The sequence below is a fragment of the Streptomyces sp. NBC_01497 genome, assembly GCF_036250695.1.
Lineage (GTDB): Bacteria > Actinomycetota > Actinomycetes > Streptomycetales > Streptomycetaceae > Streptomyces.
The window spans coordinates 6502093-6521642 of the sequence record NZ_CP109427.1; the positions used below are offsets into that span (position 1 = coordinate 6502093).

General features: G+C 73.4%; 18 protein-coding genes and 2 pseudogenes. 17 read left to right on the plus strand and 3 right to left on the minus strand.

The window, feature by feature from the left end; all coding sequences use genetic code 11:
- Positions 1–33 precede the first annotated feature (33 nt).
- From OG310_RS27450 to OG310_RS27505, 12 genes and pseudogenes are all read left to right on the plus strand, one after another.
- Positions 34–2079 carry a tetratricopeptide repeat protein gene (locus tag OG310_RS27450; protein WP_329458533.1) on the plus strand — a complete coding sequence of 682 codons (2046 nt, stop codon included), beginning with the start codon at positions 34–36 and terminating at the stop codon, positions 2077–2079.
- Between the two features lie 214 nt (positions 2080–2293).
- The gene (gene ald, locus OG310_RS27455) at positions 2294–3409 is read left to right on the plus strand and encodes an alanine dehydrogenase (protein ID WP_329460414.1); all 1116 of its coding nucleotides are present in this window, start codon (positions 2294–2296) and stop codon (positions 3407–3409) included.
- Positions 3410–3801: 392 nt separating this feature from the next.
- Complete coding sequence (locus tag OG310_RS27460) at positions 3802–4923, plus strand: ParA family protein (protein ID WP_329458534.1); 1122 nt, start codon at positions 3802–3804, stop codon at positions 4921–4923.
- Positions 4908–5549 (plus strand): hypothetical protein, encoded by a 642-nt coding sequence (locus OG310_RS27465; RefSeq protein ID WP_329458535.1) that lies wholly within the window; start codon positions 4908–4910, stop codon positions 5547–5549. The genes OG310_RS27460 and OG310_RS27465 overlap by 16 nt, the downstream gene beginning before the upstream one ends.
- A gap of 475 nt (positions 5550–6024) precedes the next feature.
- On the plus strand, positions 6025–6981 hold the full coding sequence (locus OG310_RS27470; protein ID WP_443078739.1) for a segregation and condensation protein A: 957 nt from the start codon (positions 6025–6027) through the stop codon (positions 6979–6981).
- Positions 6978–7619, plus strand: coding sequence for an SMC-Scp complex subunit ScpB (gene scpB / locus OG310_RS27475; protein WP_329458537.1), 642 nt, complete (start codon positions 6978–6980; stop codon positions 7617–7619). The genes OG310_RS27470 and scpB overlap by 4 nt, the downstream gene beginning before the upstream one ends.
- A complete protein-coding gene (locus tag OG310_RS27480; protein WP_329458538.1) occupies positions 7619–8692 on the plus strand; it encodes a pseudouridine synthase in 1074 nt (357 codons plus the stop codon). Before scpB ends, OG310_RS27480 begins: the two co-directional genes overlap by 1 nt.
- A gap of 190 nt (positions 8693–8882) precedes the next feature.
- Positions 8883–9542, plus strand: a complete 660-nt coding sequence (gene pnuC / locus OG310_RS27485) for a nicotinamide riboside transporter PnuC (RefSeq protein WP_329458539.1) — start codon at positions 8883–8885, stop codon at positions 9540–9542.
- On the plus strand, positions 9539–10633 hold the full coding sequence (locus OG310_RS27490) for an AAA family ATPase (RefSeq protein ID WP_329458540.1): 1095 nt from the start codon (positions 9539–9541) through the stop codon (positions 10631–10633). The genes pnuC and OG310_RS27490 overlap by 4 nt, the downstream gene beginning before the upstream one ends.
- Before the next feature lie 122 nt (positions 10634–10755).
- Positions 10756–11439, plus strand: coding sequence for an NUDIX hydrolase (locus tag OG310_RS27495; protein ID WP_329460415.1), 684 nt, complete (start codon positions 10756–10758; stop codon positions 11437–11439).
- Positions 11436–12470: an ADP-ribosylglycohydrolase family protein gene (locus OG310_RS27500; RefSeq protein WP_329458541.1), complete on the plus strand. Its 1035-nt coding sequence runs from the start codon at positions 11436–11438 to the stop codon at positions 12468–12470. Before OG310_RS27495 ends, OG310_RS27500 begins: the two co-directional genes overlap by 4 nt.
- Positions 12471–12473: 3 nt before the next feature.
- Positions 12474–12975: pseudogene (locus OG310_RS27505) on the plus strand (DNA polymerase beta superfamily protein); the annotation flags it as partial.
- On the opposite strand, the pseudogene OG310_RS27510 reads toward OG310_RS27505, so the two are convergent.
- Positions 12975–13304, minus strand: a pseudogene (locus OG310_RS27510) (nucleotidyltransferase domain-containing protein); the annotation flags it as partial. The pseudogenes OG310_RS27505 and OG310_RS27510 overlap by 1 nt on opposite strands.
- 263 nt (positions 13305–13567) lie before the next feature.
- Here OG310_RS27510 and aroH point away from each other — a divergent pair.
- The 5 genes from aroH to der all read left to right on the plus strand — a co-directional run bounded on the left by aroH (position 13568) and on the right by der (position 18211).
- The gene (gene aroH, locus OG310_RS27515) at positions 13568–13930 is read left to right on the plus strand and encodes a chorismate mutase (RefSeq protein ID WP_329458542.1); all 363 of its coding nucleotides are present in this window, start codon (positions 13568–13570) and stop codon (positions 13928–13930) included.
- The gene (locus tag OG310_RS27520) at positions 13927–15012 is read left to right on the plus strand and encodes a prephenate dehydrogenase (RefSeq protein WP_329458543.1); all 1086 of its coding nucleotides are present in this window, start codon (positions 13927–13929) and stop codon (positions 15010–15012) included. The genes aroH and OG310_RS27520 overlap by 4 nt, the downstream gene beginning before the upstream one ends.
- A gap of 225 nt (positions 15013–15237) precedes the next feature.
- Positions 15238–15960 (plus strand): (d)CMP kinase, encoded by a 723-nt coding sequence (gene cmk, locus OG310_RS27525; protein ID WP_329458544.1) that lies wholly within the window; start codon positions 15238–15240, stop codon positions 15958–15960.
- The gene (locus OG310_RS27530) at positions 15960–16628 is read left to right on the plus strand and encodes a lysophospholipid acyltransferase family protein (RefSeq protein WP_329458545.1); all 669 of its coding nucleotides are present in this window, start codon (positions 15960–15962) and stop codon (positions 16626–16628) included. Before cmk ends, OG310_RS27530 begins: the two co-directional genes overlap by 1 nt.
- 116 nt (positions 16629–16744) lie before the next feature.
- Positions 16745–18211 (plus strand): ribosome biogenesis GTPase Der, encoded by a 1467-nt coding sequence (gene der / locus OG310_RS27535; RefSeq protein ID WP_329458546.1) that lies wholly within the window; start codon positions 16745–16747, stop codon positions 18209–18211.
- 122 nt (positions 18212–18333) lie between these two features.
- On the opposite strand, the gene OG310_RS27540 is transcribed toward der, so the two are convergent.
- On the minus strand, positions 18334–18609 hold the full coding sequence (locus OG310_RS27540) for a hypothetical protein (RefSeq protein ID WP_443078740.1): 276 nt from the start codon (positions 18607–18609) through the stop codon (positions 18334–18336).
- Positions 18610–18772: 163 nt separating this feature from the next.
- Positions 18773–19549: a hypothetical protein gene (locus OG310_RS27545; RefSeq protein ID WP_329458548.1), complete on the minus strand. Its 777-nt coding sequence runs from the start codon at positions 19547–19549 to the stop codon at positions 18773–18775.
- Between the last annotated feature and the right edge of the window lies 1 nt (position 19550).

A 19550-nucleotide genomic window follows, 5' to 3' on the forward strand; every position in this document is an offset into this window, starting at 1 on the left:
CGGGTTGTGGTCAGGTGGACGGAGCGTGATCCCGTGACGGATCAGGCGGTGGACGTGAACAGCCCCGACCGGGCCGCCGAGTCCTTCTTCGTGGGTCGCCGTCGCGAGCTGACCGAGCTGCGCGCCGACCTGGAGCGCGCGGGACTCAACACCATCTCCGGCCGCAAGGCCCCGCGCGCCCGCGTCCTGCTCGTCGCGGGACGGCCGGGCTCCGGCCGCAGCGCGCTCGCCGAGGAGATCACCCGGCAACTGCGCGAGCGCTACCCCGGCGGTGTCGTGCGGGCCGCCCTGACGGATCCCGGTGGTGAGCCGGTGCCCGGCGAGCGCTCGGCCCGCGCCGTCCTCGGCGCCCTCGGCATCGAGGCGCCGCCGGGTGAGGACGAGGACGCGCTGACCCAGCGCGTGCGCGAGGCCCTCGCCGCGCGCAAGGCCCTCCTCCTGCTCGACGACGCGCGCGACGCGGAACAGGTCGACCCGCTCGTCCCCGACACCGCCGACTGCCTGGTCGTCGCCGTGTCGCGCGGCCCGCTCACCGGCATCCCCGACGTGCGCCCCTGCACCGTCGGCGGCCTCGACAGCGCCGCCGCCGTGGAACTCCTCGGCCGCCACACCGGCGCCGTGCGCATCACCGTCGACCCGCAGGCCGCCGAGTCGCTGGCCGAGGAGTGCGGCGGCCAGCCCGCCGCGCTGCTGCTGGCCGGAGGCTGGCTGGCCGCCCGCCCCACCGCGTCCGTCGCCGACCTGGCGCGGCGGCTGCGCGAACTGCCGGCCGAGCAGGACGTCCCGGAGGGCGACCGGCCGCTGGCCCGCGCCTTCCGCCTGGCGTACGAGGCCCTGTCGCCGTCCGCCGCGCACGCGCTGCGGTTGCTCACGCTCGCCCCGGCGGGACTCGTCGACGCGCACACGGCGTCGGCGCTCGCCGGCTGCTCCGTGCCGTCCGCCGCCTCGACCCTGCGCGACCTCGCGGGCCTCGGCATGCTCAGGCCCGCGCCCCCCGCCGGCCCCGGGCAGGTGCCCGCGGGGCGGCGGGAGGACGGCACGGACGGCCGGTACGTCCTGCCGGGCTGCCTCGTGCCGCTGCTGCGCGCGCGTTCGGAGCGCCAGGACCGGCCGGGCGAACGCCGGCTCGCCCGGGCCCGCATGCTGGAGCGGACCGTACGGCTGCTGCGGGCCTGCCGGGCGATCACCGAGCCCGAGGGTTCGCCCGCCCGCAAGCAACTCGCCGGGCTGCCCCGCGCGCTGCGCTTCGCCAACACGGCCGCGGCCGGCTCCTGGCTGCGGCTCAACCGGCCCGCGCTGCTCGGCGCGGCCCGCATCGCCGTCGCGGACGGCGAACTCGACACGCTGGCCCGCAGGCTGGTGGCCGCCCTGGTCCGGGCGCTGGCCGCGCACGAGGGCACCGAGGCCGCCGCGCCCGACCTGTACGGGCTGCACCACCTCGTCCTCGACGTCGCCGAGCGGCGGGGGCTGCACCGCGAGCGGGCCGCGGCGCTGCTCAACATCGGCGACCTCGACGCGCGGACCGGACGTACCGAGGCCGCTCTCGCCCGCTACCGGGCCGCGCTGGACGCCGGACGGGCGGCCCGGGACCACTACGCGACGGGCCGCGCGATGGAATCCGTCGGCGGCGCGTACCAGGACCTGAAGGACTGGCACCGGGCCGCCGACTGGTACGGCAGGGCCCTCGCGCAGCGCCTCAGCCGGGGCGAGCGGGCCGACGAGGCGCGGCTGTACGGGCGGCTCGGCGCCGTCCACGCGTACGCGGGCGCCCACGAGGACTCGCTGCGCGAGTGGCGGGCGGCCGTGGCCTGTCACCGGCGCCTGGACGATCTGCCGGGCGTGGCAAGGGCGTTGAGCGAAGTGGCGCGGGTGCTGGAGTTCACCGGCCGTCCGCACGACTCGCTGCGCGTGTGCGAGGAGGCGCTGGAGTGGGCCGTCCTCGCGGAGGACGAGCGGCTGCGGGCCGCCCTGCACCTGCGGCTCGCGGACACCCTGGAGCGGGTGGGGGATCCCGCCGCCGCGGCGCTGCACCGCGGCAGGGCGAATCGGCTGCTGGGCCCGGACGAAGCACGGGCATGAGGCTGGATGGCCTACGAATTCCGTAGCTCATCTCGAAGAGGTTCCTTCATTGCAAGGCTAGACACCGAGAAATCCTTCATTAGACTGAATCTGCCGCGGGTATCCGTGGTGTCGCCCGATGCGTCGTGTCCCTGCCTGTTTTCGGCGCCGATACGTCGATTGCCCGGGTGTGTGTTTCTCCTGGCACCCCTCTGAGTCAAGGACCGTGATCGACGTGAAGGTCGGCATCCCCCGCGAGGTCAAGAACAACGAGTTCCGGGTGGCCATCACCCCGGCCGGCGTGCACGAGCTGGTGCGCCACGGCCACGAGGTCGTCATCGAGCGGGGAGCCGGCGCCGGCTCCTCCATCACCGACGGGGAGTACGCGGCGGCGGGCGCGGCGATCCTGCCCGGGGCCGACGAGGTCTGGGCGGCGGCGGACCTGCTGCTCAAGGTCAAGGAGCCGGTCGCGGAGGAGTACCCGAGGCTCCGCAAGGGCCAGACCCTCTTCACCTACCTCCACCTCGCCGCCTCGCGTGCCTGCACCGACGCGCTGCTCGCCTCCGGCACCACCGCCATCGCCTACGAGACCGTCGAGACCGGCGGCCGCGCGCTGCCCCTGCTGGCCCCCATGTCGGAGGTCGCGGGACGGCTCGCGCCCCAGGTCGGCGCGTACCACCTGATGCGCTCGGCCGGCGGCCGGGGCGTGCTGCCCGGCGGCGTGCCCGGCACGGCGCCCGGCCGCGCGGTGGTCATCGGCGGCGGCGTCTCCGGCTGGAACGCGACCCAGATCGCGGTCGGCATGGGCTTCCACGTGACGCTGCTCGACAAGGACATCAACAAGCTGCGCGAGGCCGACCGGATCTTCGGCACGAAGGTGCAGACGATCGTCTCCAACGCCTTCGAACTCGAACGCGCGGTCGTCGAGGCGGACCTCGTCGTCGGCGCGGTGCTCATCCCCGGCGCGAAGGCGCCGAAGCTCGTCACCAACGACCTCGTGGCGAAGATGAAGCCGGGAAGTGTACTTGTCGACATCGCAATCGATCAGGGTGGTTGCTTCGAGGACTCACGGCCCACCACCCACGCCGAGCCGACCTTCCGCGTGCACGACTCGGTCTTCTACTGCGTGGCCAACATGCCGGGCGCTGTCCCGAACACGTCCACCTACGCGCTGACCAATGCCACACTCCCGTACATCGTGGAGCTCGCCGACCGCGGCTGGCGTGCCGCGCTGCGCCGCGACGTGGCGCTCGCCCGGGGCCTCAACACCCATGAGGGCCAGGTGGTTTACCGTGAGGTGGCCGAGGCGCACGGCCTCGATCACGTCGAACTGGACGCGCTGCTCGGCTGAGCCGTCAAGGGGCGCCGTCAACGTCGCTCCACGGGCCGGACCTTGCCTCGCGAGGTCCGGCCCCCGTGTGTATCGGGCCACTTTCCTGGCCTGACCCGCCCGTCGTCAACACGCGGTAAAGGTAACGATTGTGCCGGTTTGTTCATCGGCCATGACAGTGCGCTGTGCCTTGGTGAGAGGGGTGTGCGCCCTTGACACAGGGGTGTTCGCTCGCCGACACATCGGGCCGGGTACGGCGGATTGTGTTGCTGCGGAGCGGTGACACGCCATAGAGTCGCCAACCGTCGGCATGGTGCCACGCTGACCTATCGATAAGTTTCCTGGTCACATCCAAGGAGGTAAGACGACTTGTGAATGAGTCGACATTTACTCCCGGGGGTGGTCAACCAGGAATGTCTGCGGCGGGCGTGCGCGCTCCGTCCGGCTTCGAGGCTGTCGGCTCCGTCGCTGTCCGCACCTTCGCCACCACCCAGCACATGACGACAGCCCACCAGATGATGGACGGCCAACACGTGAACGCCATGGCCGGCAACGAGGGAAGCCGAGAGCCCACCCCATTCGCCGACTTCGAGGAAGTGCCCGAGGGGCACTTCTACGACCCTGACGCCGAATACGAGCCCGACCCGGAGTACGCGGCCACACTCGCCCCGGACGCCGCCCGCCAGCGCCGCGAGCGCGTCGGCCCCACGGGCCGGCCGCTGCCGTACTTCCCGATCCCCGGCCCACTGACCGACCACGGCCCCGCGAAGATCATCGCGATGTGCAACCAGAAGGGCGGCGTCGGCAAGACCACGTCGACCATCAACCTGGGCGCCGCACTCGCGGAGTACGGGCGGCGCGTGCTGCTCGTCGACTTCGACCCGCAGGGTGCCCTGTCGGTCGGCCTCGGGGTCAACCCGATGGAGCTCGACCTGACCGTCTACAACCTGCTCATGGAGCGGGGCATGGCGGCCGACGAGGTGCTGCTGAAGACGGCGGTGCCCAACATGGACCTGCTGCCCAGCAACATCGACCTGTCCGCGGCCGAGGTCCAGCTCGTCAGCGAGGTCGCCCGTGAGTCCACGCTCCAGCGCGCCCTGAAGCCGCTCCTGCAGGACTACGACTACATCGTCATCGACTGCCAGCCCTCGCTCGGCCTGCTGACCGTGAACGCGCTCACCGCCGCTCACCGCGTCATCGTGCCGCTGGAGTGCGAGTTCTTCGCGCTGCGCGGGGTGGCCCTGCTCACGGAGACCATCGAGAAGGTCCAGGAGCGGCTCAACCCCGAGCTGGAGCTCGACGGCATCCTCGCCACGATGTACGACTCCCGTACGGTCCACAGCCGCGAGGTGCTCGCCCGCGTCGTCGAGGCCTTCGACGAGCACGTCTACCACACGGTCATCGGCCGTACGGTGCGCTTCCCGGAGACCACGGTCGCCGGTGAGCCGATCACGACGTACGCGTCCAACTCGGTCGGCGCCGCCGCGTACCGCCAGCTCGCCAGGGAGGTGCTCGCCCGGTGTCACGCCGAGTGAGTCTGCCCGGCGCCGACGAACTGTTCCGTACGACCGGCGGCACGGCCCTCCAGTCGTCCTCGCCCGCGGAGCGGCGCCGCGCCGCGAACGGCGAGGCGCGGGTCCCCGCGCCCGCCGGGGAGAGCGACGCGGGCGTCGAGGGGCCAGGTCCCGGCCAGGCGCAGTCCCCGGCCGCCGGCACGTCCGGACGCGGTGCCGAGGAGGAGCACTCCTCCGCCGCCGATCCCGACTCCTCCGACCCGGCCTCCTCGGCCAGGTCCCGTACGGCCGACGCCGAGCAGCAGGCCGCCGCGGCCGGCAAGCAGCGCAGGCCGGGCGACGCGCCGGGCGTCGGGCCCGTCGTACCGCAGCAGCCGGCCCCCGCGCCCGCGCAGCAGCAGCGCCGCAAGGGGCGCGGCGCGAACCGCAGGCCCAGCGGGCGCGAGCGGCACGATGAGAAGATCACCGTGTACGTCTCCGCCGAGGAACTCATGGACCTCGAACACGCACGGCTCGTCCTGCGCGGCGAGCACGGCCTCGCGGTGGACCGCGGGCGTATCGTCCGGGAAGCGGTCGCCGTGGTCCTCGCGGACCTCGAATCACGCGGCGACGCGAGCATTCTCGTACGGCGCCTGCGCGGCCGCTGACCGGCCCGCCCCGGCCGGCGCCCGCCCGGTGCCCCTGCCCTGGACCCCGATGCCGCCCACGAACCTCCCCCGCCGCCCGCTGGGCCAAGGCCCCGGCACCGCCGCGCGGCCCACGCGGCCCGAGCCGGGGCCCGCGGGCCCCGCGCCGGCCGCGCCGCCGCCCGGCGACACCGCCGCCGGGGAGCGGCACCCCGCGGCGCCCGCGCCCGCGAACGCCCCGTCCGAGGAGCCGTCCGGGCCCGGCACCGCCGGCCGGACACCCGCGGCCGAGACACCCGCGGCCGAGACACCCGCGGCCGAGACACCCGCGGCCGAGACACCCGCGGCCGAGACACCCGCACCGGACCCCGCTGACGGCGATGACGGCCCCGACGGCGATGACGGTGCCACCCGCACTGCCGCCGAAGTGCGAGGGGCTCCTGACGCCCCGTCCGCTGACGGCGCGTTCTGCGCCGTGCCCCCCGGTCCCCGGAGCGTGACCCCCAAAGCGCCTGAGGCCCCCTCTGGGCGCCTGCCGGCCGCACGGACCTCTCCCGGTGCACCCGAGGAGCCCGAGGCTCCCGAAGGGGCTCCTGACGCCGCGTCCGGGCATCCCGGCGACGGCAGGGCGGAGCCGGCGGACGACGGGCGCTTCACCGTGCGGCTCGTCAACTTCGAAGGCCCCTTCGACCTGCTCCTCCAGCTCATCTCGAAGCACAAGCTCGATGTGACCGAGGTCGCACTGTCCAAGGTCACCGACGAGTTCATGGCGCACATCCGGGCCATGGGACCCGACTGGGACCTCGACCAGACCACCGAGTTCCTCGTCGTCGCGGCGACCCTCCTCGACCTCAAGGCCGCCCGGCTGCTGCCCGCCGCCGAGGTGGAGGACGAGGCCGACCTCGCGCTCCTGGAGGCCCGTGACCTGCTGTTCGCGCGGCTCCTGCAGTACCGCGCGTACAAGGAGGTCGCCGCGGTGTTCGCCGGCCGCCTCGACACGGAGGCGCGCCGTTACCCCCGTACCGTCGGGCTGGAGCCGGGCCTCGCCGAACTGCTGCCCGACGTCGTGATCCGCATCGGCCCCGAGGGCTTCGCGCGGCTCGCCGTCAAGGCCATGCAGCCGAGGCCCGAGCCGCAGGTCTACATCGACCACATCCACGCGCCGCTCGTCTCCGTCCAGGAGCAGGCCCGGATCGTGCTCGCTCTGCTGCGCGAGCGGGGGCGGGCGACGTTCCAGGAGCTGACCGCCGACACGGACGACACCCTCACCGTGGTCGCCCGCTTCCTCGCCCTCCTGGAGCTCTACCGGGCCCGCGCGGTCGGCCTCGACCAGGAGGAGGCGCTCGGCGCCCTCGTCGTCCACTGGACGGGCGCGGAGGACGCCGGGGAGATCCGCGTGGGTGAGTTCGATCTCGTTTCCGGACCCGGCGAACAGGAGGAGGCAACCGCGTGAACGAGCCGCAGTCGTCGCGTGCCACGGAGGAGCTGCCCCTCGGGCCGGCTCTTGAGGCCGTCCTGATGGTCGTGGACGAGCCTGCCACCGAGGAGCACCTCGCCAAGGTCCTCGGCCGCCCGCAGCGCGCCGTCGGGGACGCGCTGCGCGCGCTCGCCGACGACTACACCGCCGCCGGCCGGGGCTTCGAGCTGCGGCTCGTCGCCGGAGGCTGGCGTTTCTACTCCCGCGCCGAGTACGCGGCCGCCGTCGAGGGCTTCGTCCTGGACGGCCAGCACGCGCGGCTCACCCAGGCCGCGCTGGAGACGCTCGCCGTCGTCGCGTACCGCCAGCCGGTCAGCCGTTCGCGGGTCTCCGCCGTGCGCGGAGTGAACTGCGACGGCGTGATGCGCACCCTTCTCCAGCGCGGTCTGGTGGAGGAGGCGGGCACAGAACCCGAGACAGGTGCGATCCTGTACAGGACGACGAATTACTTCCTGGAGCGCATGGGCCTGCGAGGCCTCGACGAACTGCCCGAGCTCGCGCCCTTCCTCCCCGAGGCGGACGCGGTCGAGGCCGAGTCGCTGGAAGGCGTTCCGTCGTTCGATCCGGACGCACCGGACACCCACGCAGGCGACGAGACGACGACGGACATTTGATGCGAAGCAGCGGCAGCGGCAGGAACGACCGGAACGACCGAGGGGCGGGCAACCAGCGGGACGACAAGCAGGGGCAGCGTCCTCGCCGTCCCCGCCCCGAGGAGCGCCGCTACGACGTGGGCGGCGCCCCGGGCGAGGGGAGCGGCGGCGCGCCCCGCAAGGGCCGCGGCGACGCCGCGCGCGGCGGGGCCAAGGGTGGCCCGCGCCCGGCGCAGTCCCCCCCGAAGCGCGGCCCGCGCAGCACTCCGGCGCGCCCGCGTGAGCTGGACGCGACCATCGAGCAGCGCAACCGCGACCGGTACGCGCAGCGGCCCGAGGTCAAGACGCCCAAGACGTTCCCCGGCGCCGAGCAGGAGGGTGAGCGGCTGCAGAAGATCCTCGCCCGGGCCGGCATGGGTTCGCGGCGGGCCTGCGAGGAGCTGATCGAGCAGGCGCGGGTCGAGGTCAACGGCGAGATCGTGCTGGAACAGGGCATGCGCGTCGACCCCGACCACGACGAGATCAAGGTCGACGGGCTGACCGTGGCCACCCAGTCGCACCTGTTCTTCGCGCTGAACAAGCCGGCGGGTGTGGTCTCCACCATGGAGGACCCCGACGGCCGCCAGTGCCTGGGCCACTACGTCAACAACCGTGAGACGCGCCTCTTCCACGTCGGCAGGCTCGACACGGAGACCGAGGGCATCATCCTGCTCACCAACCACGGTGAGCTGGCCCACCGCCTCACCCACCCGCGCTACGGCGTGAAGAAGACGTACCTGGCGGCCATCCAGGGTCCGCTGCCCCGGGACCTCGGCAAGCGGCTGAAGGACGGCATCGAGCTGGAGGACGGCTACGCGCGCGCGGACCACTTCCGGGTCGTGGAGAACACGGGCAAGAACTACCTCGTCGAGGTGACGCTGCACGAGGGCCGCAAGCACATCGTGCGCCGCATGCTCTCCGAGGCGGGCTTCCCCGTCGACCGCTTGGTGCGTACGGGCTTCGGGCCCATCCCGCTCGGCGACCAGAAGTCCGGCTGGCTGCGCCGTCTGACGAACACCGAGGTCGGCATGCTGATGCAGGAGGTCGACCTGTAGGACGGCCTCCGCCCCCTGAGCGGGGCAGGAGCGAGCGGCATCGAGGACCCGCGGCAGCAGGAGGGCCGCGGGTCCTCGCGCTGTCCGGACGGGCGCCGGGGCCCCGGTCCTGCACGACACGAAAAGCCTCTTGTCATACCGCTGCGCGAGTCTTTATAGTCAACATGACTATAAAGAAGGAGGCGGGACCATGAGCGTCGCGGACCTGCTCGACCCGCTGCGGGAACCCCTCGTGACCGTGCTCGGCACCACCGTCGGCTGGAGCGAGATCCTCGGCTTCGGCAGCGGCGCGCTCTGCGTCTGGCTCGTGGCCCGCCGGCACGTCGCCAACTGGCCGGTCGGGATCGCCAACAACCTCTTCTACCTGCTGCTTTTCGCAGGGGCCGGGCTGTACGCCGATGCCGCCCTCCAAGTCGTCTTCATCGTCCTCGCCGCGTTCGGCTGGTGGGTCTGGACCCACGGGGGTGGCCCGGAATCCGCCGGTTCCCCACCGGTGCGCCGCAGTACGCGCGCCGAGTGGGGGATGCTGATCGCGGCGGGGACGGTGGGGACCGCGGCGCTGACGGTCCTGCTCGGCCGGTTCACCGACTCGACGGTCCCGTTCTGGGACGCGCTGACGACCGCGCTCTCCCTCGCCGCGACCTACGGCCAGTGCCGCAAGCTCATCGAGTCCTGGTGGCTGTGGATCGCCGCCGACCTCGTGTACGTCCCGCTCTACGCGTACAAGGGCCTCTACCTGACCTCGCTCCTGTACGTCGGGTTCATCGCCCTGTGCGTCACCGGGCTGCGCGGCTGGCACCGCGACCTCGGCGCGGCCCGTCCCGCGCCGGCCGCGGAGGCGCTCGCGTGAGCCCCGCCCCGCGGCCCCGCTACCCGCACGGCCTGGTCCTCGGCAAGTTCTATCCGCCGCACGCGGGCCACCACCATCTCGTGCGTACCGCGCGTGCCCGCTGCGCCCGGCTCACCGTGCTCGTGTGCGCCGCGTCCGTCGAGTCCGTGCCGCTCGCCGACCGGGTCGCCTGGATGCGGGAGGAACATCCGGACGTCACCGTCGTCGGCGCCGTGGACGACGTGCCGATGGATCTGAACGACCCGGACATCTGGGCCGCGCACATGGCCGTCTTCCGCGCCGCCGTACCGGAGGGCGTCGACGCCGTCTTCTCGTCCGAGACCTACGGCGCCGAACTGGCCCGCCGTTTCGGTGCGGTGTCCGAAACCGTCGACCCCGCCCGGGTCGCCTTCCCCGTCTCCGGCACCGCCGTGCGCGAGGACCCGGCCCGCTCCTGGGACTTCCTCGCCCCGCAGGTCAGGGCGGCCCTCGCGCGCCGGGTCGTGGTCGTCGGCGCGGAGTCCACCGGCACCACCACCCTCGCCCGCGACCTCGCCGCGCACTACCGCGGGCGGGGCGGGGTGTGGACCCGCACGGGCTGCGTCCCCGAGTACGGGCGGGAGTTCAGTGAGCGCAAACTCGCGGCGCTGCGCGTGCGGCGGCCCCGCGCGGGCTGGGACGAGGTCGCCTTCACCACGGAGGAGTTCCCGCTGATAGCGCGTCGGCAGAACGCGGCGGAGGACGCGGCGGCCCGCGCCGGTTCACCGCTGCTCGTGTGCGACACGGACTCCTTCGCCACCACGGTGTGGCACGAGCGCTACGTCGGCGGCCGCAACCCCGCCGTCGAGGAGGTCGCGGACCGCGCCGCGCACCACCTGTGGCTGCTCACCGACCACCGCGACGTGCCCTTCGAGGACGACGGACTGCGCGACGGAGCACACCTCAGGCCCTGGATGACCGACCGCTTCCGCGCGGAACTCACCCGGACCGGACGCACGTTCCGCCTGATGCGCGGATCCCGCGAGGCGCGCCTCGCGAACGCCGTCGCCGCCGTCGACGAACTGCTCAGCCGAGGCTGGGACTTCGCACCACCCCTTCCGGAGAAGCGTTGAACACCGCACCGGGGGACCACCGCAGCCCCGAGCCCGGCCGCACCGCCGGCGAGCCGTCCGCCCCCGCGTCCGGCCCCACGGCACCCGAGGGCTACGACCCGTCCGCCTTCGAACCGTTCGCCGTGACCGTCGACCTCGCGGTGTTCACCGTACGAACGGCACGCCTGCACGTGCTCCTCGTGCGGCGCGGCGAGGAACCGTACCGGGGCAGGTGGGCGCTGCCCGGCGGATTCCTGCACCCGCGCGAGTCGGCGGAGCAGGCGGCGAGGCGCGAACTCGCCGAGGAGACCGGCATAGCGCCCGACGACGGGCCCTCCCCGCTCCACCTCGAACAGCTGCGCACCTACAGCGACCCGGGCCGTGACCCGCGGATGCGCGTCGTGTCCGTCGCCTACGCGGCCCTCGTACCCGGGCTGCCGGAACCGCGCGGCGGCGGCGACGCCGACCAGGCCTGCTGGAGCGCCCTCGCGGACGCTCGGGACCTCGCCTTCGACCACGACCGGATCCTCGCCGACGCGCACGACCGCGTCGGCTCCAAGCTCGAATACACCGGCCTCGCCACCGCCTTCTGCCCGCCCGAGTTCACCCTCGGCGAGCTCCAGCAGGTGTACGAGACGGTGTGGGGCGTCACCCTCGACCGCCCCAACTTCCGCCGGAAGGTGCTCGCCACACCCGGCTTCGTCACCCCGGCGAAGGACGGCAGGCGCCGCACCGGAGGCCGGGGCAAACCGGCCGTCCTGTACCGGGCCGGAGACGCCGCCGCGCTCCACCCACCCCTGCTGCGACCGGAAGGACGGACCCCATGACTCCGACAGGAACACGGACCCGGCGGGCCGCCACCGGGGCGCTGATGGGACTCGCCCTCGGCGACGCGCTCGGCTTCCCCACCGAGTTCAGCGCGGTGCCGGCCATCCTCGCCAAGTGCGGGCCCTGGCGGGAGATGAAGCTGCCCACCCCGGCGTTCGTCACCGACGACACCCAGATGACGCTCGCGTTCGCCCGCGCCCTGCGGGCGAGCCTGGCGGACGGCGCGCTCGACCCGCGACGGCTCGCCCGCGAGACCGGTGACGCGTTCGTGCTCTGGTACCGCGACCCGGAGAACAACCGCGCCCCCGGCACCACCTGCCTGACCGCGTGCGCGACTCTGGAACGCCTCGACCGGCCGCGCGAACCGTGGCAGCGCGCGAGCCGCACGGAGTCCAAGGGCTGCGGCGCGAACATGCGGGTCGCGCCGATCGCCCTCGTACCGGGCCTGACCGCGCAGGAACGGGCCGGCGCCGCGCAGACGCAGGCCGCTCTCACCCATGGACACCCCACCGCGCTCGCCGCCTCCGACCTGACCGCGCACGCCATCCACCTGCTCGCCGACGGCGCCGACCCGGCGGGACTCGTCGGCAGGCTGCGCTCGTACGCCTTCGACCACCGGGACAGCTACCACCACGCCTGGCTCGGCGACCTGTGGTCGTACGGCCAGGACGCCACTCCCGAGGCGTACATCGCCCGCGGCTTCGACGACTGCCTCGCCGCGCTCGACCGGGTCCGGGACGCTCTGGCCGCCCCCTCGCCGGAGACCGACCCCTGCCTGACCACCGGCGACGGCTGGGTCGCGGAGGAGGCGCTGGCCACCGCGCTGCACTGCTTCCTCCTCTTCCCCGACGAACCCGTCACCGCGCTGCGCAGAGCCGCCTGCACCCGCGGCGACTCCGACTCGATCGCGTGCCTCACCGGGGCCTTCGCCGGGGCGCACCTCGGCCCCGGCGCCTGGCCGGCCTCCTGGACGGGCCGTATCGAGTACCGGGCCGAACTCCTCAGGTTCGGCGCCCTCTGGGACGCCTGAGCCATGCCGGCGACGGAAGAGCACCAGCGGCGGGCGGTCCTGCGCGCGGCCGGCCCGCCCGCGACGGCTCCGCGGCCGCCGCTCGCTGCCCGGAGCGACCCGCTGGTGTTCGCCACCGTCTCCGGGGCCCACCCGTACGGCTTCCCGTCCCGCGACGTCCACGTGAACCCGCGCGGCGCGCACCTGCCGGCGTTGCCCGCCTGGTCGGTCCGGGGGAGCCGGACGGGACCCGCTTGCCGATGGACGGCCGCGACGGTGTCGAACGGGACCTCGTGAAGCACGACCTGGGCGGGTCCGCCCGGCTGCTGCTCACCCGCGACGGCTGCGTCCTGGAGCAGCCGCTGTCCCCGCTCGTCGTGCACACGACCCCGGCCCACCATGAACTCGTCGCGCCGGGACGAGAAATGATGACCCATCACCACGCCCACCACGGGGTTTCGCCCTGACCCCGTGGCGCCTCTTCGAGCGGACCGGTGTACTCAAGCCGCTCCTGTACACCTTCCGCTGCCGCGACAGGAACGCCTCGCGCAGCGCCGGCAGTTCCGCGCCGGTGTCGTCCACCCGCTCCACCAGGGGGGGAGAACAGGCACTCCAGTGCGTTGGGGTTCGAACGCAGGGTCAGCTCGCAGAACCGTTCCAGCTCCCACGAGAACTGCTCGTCCAGCGGGCCGTCGACGTGCGTGGGCGGCTTCTCGAACCGCCAGAACAGAGCACTGGGCGCGAGGAAGACCCCCGGCGGTCCGTGTCGCTGTCCCCGGTCGCCAGTCCGAACGCCCGCGAACCCGTCACGCACGCGTACACGGTGTGGTCGCGGACCAGCTCGTGCGGCGCCAGGGAACTCGGCCCGGGGGACCGCGGCCGCGGCCGTTCCTGCTGCGGCGGCGGCGACGGATCGGGCGTCGGACGCGGGGCGGCGGACGTCATGGCCGGGACAGTAGGCCACCGCGGCCCGCCCGCTCCACGGGATTGCGGGCGGACGCCCCGCCGTACCGCGCCCTGCCAGGGACGTCACCCGTCTCGCAGGGCGAGAGCCCGTGTCCGGCCCCGGGCCGCGGACACTACGCTGGACGAACGGGACGATCACTGAGGAGCACGTTGTGGCGGTACGAGCGGTTCGTGGAGCGGTCCAGCTGGAGCAGGACGAAGCCGGGCACATGGCGGATCAGGTGAAGCAGCTGCTCACCGCGATCATGGAGCGCAACGACCTCACCGCCGACGGGCTCATCAGCATCTGGTTCACGGCCACCCCCGACCTGCACAGCGACTTCCCCGCCGCGGCCGCGCGTGAGCTCGGCATCGTCGACGTCCCGCTGATCTGCGCGCAGGAACTCGACATCGCGGGTGCCATGCCCCGCGTCGTGCGGATCCTCGCGCACATCGAGTCCGACCTCACCAAGGCCGCGATCTCCCACGTCTACCTCGGCGCCGCCGCGACGCTGCGCAAGGACATCGCCCAGTGAGAACCGCCCTCGTCATCGGCACGGGACTGATCGGCACCTCGATCGCGCTCGCCCTCACCGCCCGGGGCGTCACCGTCCACCTCTCGGACCACGACCCCGGCACCGCGCACACCGCGGCCGCCCTCGGCGCGGGTACCGAGCAGCCGCCCGAGGGCCCGGTCGACCTCGCCGTCATCGCCGTGCCGCCCGCGCACGTGGCCGCCACCGTGGCCGCCGCCATCCGCGGCCGTGTCGCACGCGGCTACCTCGACGTCGCCAGCGTCAAGAGCGGCCCCCGGCGCGAACTCGAAGCACTCGGCATCGACCTGAGCTCCTACCTCGGCACCCATCCGATGTCCGGCAAGGAGAGGTCGGGGCCGCTCGCCGCGACCGCCGAGCTGTTCGAAGGGCGGCCCTGGGTGCTGACCCAGGCGACCGGGACCGACACCGAGGTGCTGAACCTGGCGCTGGAACTGGTCTCGCTGTGCCGGGCCGTCCCCGTGGTGATGGACGCCGCCGCGCACGACCGCGCGGTGGCCCTCGTCTCGCACACACCGCAGCTGATGTCCTCGATGGTCGCGGCCCGGCTGCGGGACGCCGAGGAGTCCGCCGTACGGCTGTGCGGACAGGGCATCCGTGACGTCACCAGGATCGCCGCCTCCGACCCGGGGATGTGGATCGACATCCTCACGGCCAACCCCGGCCCGGTCGCCGACGTGCTCTCCGGCATCGCGGCCGACCTCGGGGAGACCGTGCAGGCGCTGCGCGCCCTGGAGTCCAGTGACGAGGCCAAGCGGCAGGGCGGCGTCCAGGCGGTCGAGGACCTGCTGCGCCGCGGCAACGCCGGCCGCCGCCGGGTCCCGGGCAAGCACGGTGCGGCGCCCGCCGCGTACGAGGTCGTCGCCGTCCTCGTCACCGACAGGCCCGGCGAACTCGCACGGATCTTCGCCGACGCGGGGCAGGCCGGGGTGAACGTCGAGGACGTCCGAATCGAGCACGCGACCGGTCAGCAGGCCGGCCTCGCCGAGCTGATGGTGGAGCCGTCGGCGGCCCCGCTGCTCAGCGCGGCGCTGCGGGAACGGGGCTGGTCGATCCGGCAGTGACGCGCGGACCGGGAGCCGTCCCGAAGCCCTCGGGGGGCCGGCTCGGCCCATGCCCCGGGCGGCGCCCGACGGCTGGGAGCCGAACGAGTGCACGGGCCGATCCGGGCAGTCGGTAACCTCTACGGGGAACTTGTTTCGGGGGCCCCGCTCCGTGAGCCCGTGCCCGCGCCCCGTACCCGACCCGCGCCCTTTGTTCCCGCGCCACCCAGGAAGGTGTCCGTCCCCGTGGAAACCGCCGCACAAGCCGCAACCGCCGCCTCCGCGACCGGTCCCGCGGTGATCGTCGCCATCGACGGCCCGTCGGGCACCGGCAAGTCGAGCACCTCGAAGGCCGTCGCCACGCGACTCGGCATGAGCTTCCTCGACACCGGCGCGCAGTACCGCGCGATGACGTGGTGGATGATCAGCAACGACATCGAGGTGACCGACGCCTCGGCCGTGGCCGCGGTGGCCGGCAAGCCCGTGATCGTGTCCGGCACCGACCCCGCCGCCCCGGGCATCACCGTCGACGGCACCGACGCCTCCGGGCCGATCCGTACGCCCGAGGTCACCTCCCGGGTCAGTGCGGTCAGCGCCGTGCCCGAGGTGCGCTCCGCCATCACCGCGCTCCAGCGCTCCATCGCGGCCGCCGCGCCCCACGGCATCGTGGTCGAGGGCCGCGACATCGGGACGACGGTGCTGCCCGACGCGGACGTCAAGATCTTCCTGACCGCCTCGGCCGAGGCCCGCGCGGCCCGCCGCAGCGGGGAACTGGGCGCCACGGCCAGCGCCGACGTCGCCGCCACCAAGGAAGCGCTGATCAAGCGGGACGCGGCGGACTCCACCCGGAAGACCTCCCCCCTCGCGAAGGCGTCGGACGCGGCCGAGATCGACACGACGGACCTCACGCTGGACCAGGTCATCGATCGCATCGTGGCCCTCGTCGAGGAGAAGCGGGCGGCGAAGTGATGAGTACGTCCGTCACCTCGCGGCAGCGCCGCAACGTCGCCTCCGAGCGGGGAGCCGCCTTCGGCAGGGGCCTCGGCATCGGTCTCGTCAACGGCCTGTGGAGGCCCCGCGTCCTCGGCTCCTGGCGCGTTCCCGCTCAGGGGCCTGTGATACTGGCCGTCAACCACTCGCACAATGTCGACGGCCCCCTGGTGATGGGGCTCGCACCCCGGCCCGTGCACTTCCTGATCAAGAAGGAGGCGTTCGCCGGGCCGCTCGGCAGCTTTCTGCGTTCGATAGGCCAGCTGAGCGTGGACCGCGACGCGGTCGACCGTACGGCCATAATGGACGCGCTGGACGTCCTCGCGGACGGCAAGGTGCTCGGGATATTTCCTGAGGGCACGCGGGCGGGCGGCGACTTCGGGGCGCTGCGCGCCGGACTCACGTACTTCGCGGTCCGCTCCGGTGCGCCGGTGGTGCCCGTGGCGGTGCTGGGAAGCTCGGATCGGCCCGGACGGTTGATACGGGCGCTGCCCCCGATACGCGGCCGGGTCGACATCGTCTTCGGCGACCCGTTCCAGGTCCCGTCCGGCAGGCGCACCCGCGCCGCCCTGGACGACGCGACCGTGCAAGTCCAGCAGCAGCTGACCGGCCACCTGAAGGCCGCGCGGCAGCTCACCGGCCGTTAGACGGCGGCCGGCGGGCGGGCCGCGAGGCCGCACACCTGTGTGCGGCCCGCACTCAAGTAGTGGACCGCTCCCGCGCGGCCACCGATCACGACGGATGAACGAGGTACGCACTTCTCATGGACGACCAGATCGAAACCGGCTCGGGGGACGAGCACGGTGAGCTCGGTGACGCCGAGTACGCGGAGTTCATGGAGATCGCCGCGCTAGAGGGCTTCGACCCCGAGGACGTCGAGGGCGCCATCGACGAGGCGGGCCACGGCCCGCTGCCCGTCGTCGCCATCGTGGGCCGCCCCAACGTCGGCAAGTCGACCCTCGTGAACCGCATCATCGGCCGCCGTGAGGCGGTCGTGGAGGACCGGCCCGGGGTCACCCGGGACCGCGTCACGTACGAGGCCGAGTGGGCGGGCCGCCGCTTCAAGGTCGTCGACACCGGCGGCTGGGAGCAGGACGTTCTGGGCATCGACGCCTCCGTCGCGGCCCAGGCCGAGTTCGCGATGGACGCGGCCGACGCGGCGATCTTCGTCGTGGACGCCACGGTCGGCGCGACCGACACCGACAGCGCCGTCGTCCGGCTGCTGCGCAAGGCCGGCAAGCCGGTCGTGCTCTGCGCCAACAAGGTCGACGGGCAGAGCGGCGAGGCCGACGCGACCGCACTCTGGTCGCTGGGTCTCGGCGAGCCGCACCCCGTCTCCTCGCTGCACGGACGCGGTACGGGCGACATGCTCGACGCCGTCCTGGAGGTGCTGCCCGACGCGCCCCGGCAGACCTTCGGCGAGGCCGTCGGCGGCCCGCGCCGCATCGCCCTCGTCGGCAGGCCGAATGTCGGCAAGTCGTCCCTGCTCAACCAGCTCGCGGGGCAGGAGCGCGTGGTCGTCAGCGAGATCGCCGGCACCACCCGCGACCCGGTGGACGAGCTGATCGAACTCGGCGGGACGACATGGAAGTTCATCGACACCGCGGGCATCCGCCGCCGCGTCCACATGCAGGAGGGCGCCGACTACTACGCGTCCCTGCGCACGGCCGCCGCCGTGGAGAAGGCCGAGGTGGCGATCATCCTGATCGACACCAGTGAGTCCATCAGCGTCCAGGACCAGCGGATCATCACGATGGCCGTGGACGCGGGCCGCGCGCTCGTCATCGCCTACAACAAGTGGGACACGCTGGACGAGGAGCGCCGGTACTACCTGGAGCGCGAGATCGACTCGGAGCTCGCGCAGGTCGCGTGGGCGCCCCGGGTGAACGTGTCGGCGCGCACCGGCCGCCACATGGAGAAGCTGGTCCCGGCGATCGAGACGGCCCTGGCCGGCTGGGAGACCCGGGTCTCGACCGGCAGGCTCAACGCCTTCCTCGGCGAGCTCGTCGCCGGCCACCCCCACCCCATCAGGGGCGGCAAGCAGCCCCGCATCCTGTTCGGTACGCAGGCGGGCACACGGCCGCCCCGGTTCGTGCTGTTCGCGTCCGGGTTCATCGAAGCCGGCTACCGCAGGTTCATCGAGCGCAGGCTCCGTGAGGAGTTCGGCTTCGAGGGCACCCCGATCCACATCTCCGTGCGGGTGCGGGAGAAGCGCGGGCGCAAGAAGTGACGTCGCCGCCGCGGCGCTGTTGACGCGGCGGACACGCACGAGGAGGGAGGGGCGGTGGCCGGGCCACCGCCCCTCCCTCCTCGCTGTCGGCCGACGGCCGGTCCCGGGGCCGCCGGCGGCCCTCAGACCGAGCGGCGCGGCGCCGGCGGCAGGGCTGCCGCCGCGTGGCGCGGGGTCCCGCGCGTGTCGCGCTGCCAGGACCCCGGGTGGACGGTCCGCTCCCCGTACCGGCCGCCGTAGCCGCCCCGGGCGCCGATGCCGAACGCCGTGAAGCCGAGGTTCTCCTCGCCGCTCCGGTCGCCCGGCAGGGCTCTGAACGACCTCAGGTACTCCGAGTACAGCGCGTCGTAGATCGGCGTGGTGCTGTATCCGTCCACCAGGTCCTGCGCGGGGCGCATCGAGGGAAGATGGGCGCGGGTCGGTTCGTATGCGTGCACATACCGCCCAACGACCCCGCGCGCTGTGGGATGCGGGCTGTCGTCCGTTATTGCCCCGGTTTTCGCCGAGTGTCCGTCAGCGGGACGGCGGCCGGAACGACCGGGATCGACCGGTATGTGCCCCTCACGTGCCCGCCAGCGGCATCGCGGCCGCGACCAGGCGGCCACCGGCCGCCGCCCTGTCCAGCGCGTCGCGCAGCAAATCCTCCCGGGGCTGCTGGCCGATGGTACGGACGGGCGCGGCGAACACCAGGACCATGTTCGACTTGTTGGCCTCGGCCCGCCAGCCCTCCGTGACCTGCAGCGGCTGGTGCGCCTGCCACCAGGCCACCTGGCCGCCGCTGTGCGCGCCGGGCTGCAGCACCGCGTGCAGCTGGCCCATGGCGAGCAGCACCGACCAGCCGGGCAGCACCGCGGGCACCCTGGACAAGTCCCGTACGGCGCCGAAACCCTGCTCCACGAGGAGCTGGAGGAACTGGTCGGGGCCGGTCGTACCGGGCCGTGCGATGGGTGCCGTCGGCTCCACCACGAGGGCGGGGTGCAGGTTACCCTCGATCAGGACGAGCCCGCTGGTGACGCCGAGCACCGCCTGCTCGCCGCCGGCCGGAGCCTGGACGCCGGCCTCGGAGCCCGTGATGGACCTGACCGCCCCCTGCAGCTGGTCCTCGGCCACCTGCACCACCTGCGAGGGGATGCAGGAGGCGTGGGCGAAGGCGAGCACGGCGGTCTCCTCGCCGACGAACAGCACCGTGCTCGTCCGCTCCTGCTCCGAGTCGCCGGGGGTGCGGCAGGAGGTGCAGTCGTAGCTTCCCGGCGAGTTCTCACCGGCGAGCAGCCGGTCGGCTTCTTCGTCGCCGATCTCGGCGCGTACGTCTTCGCTGACGTCGAGCATGCGCGGCACG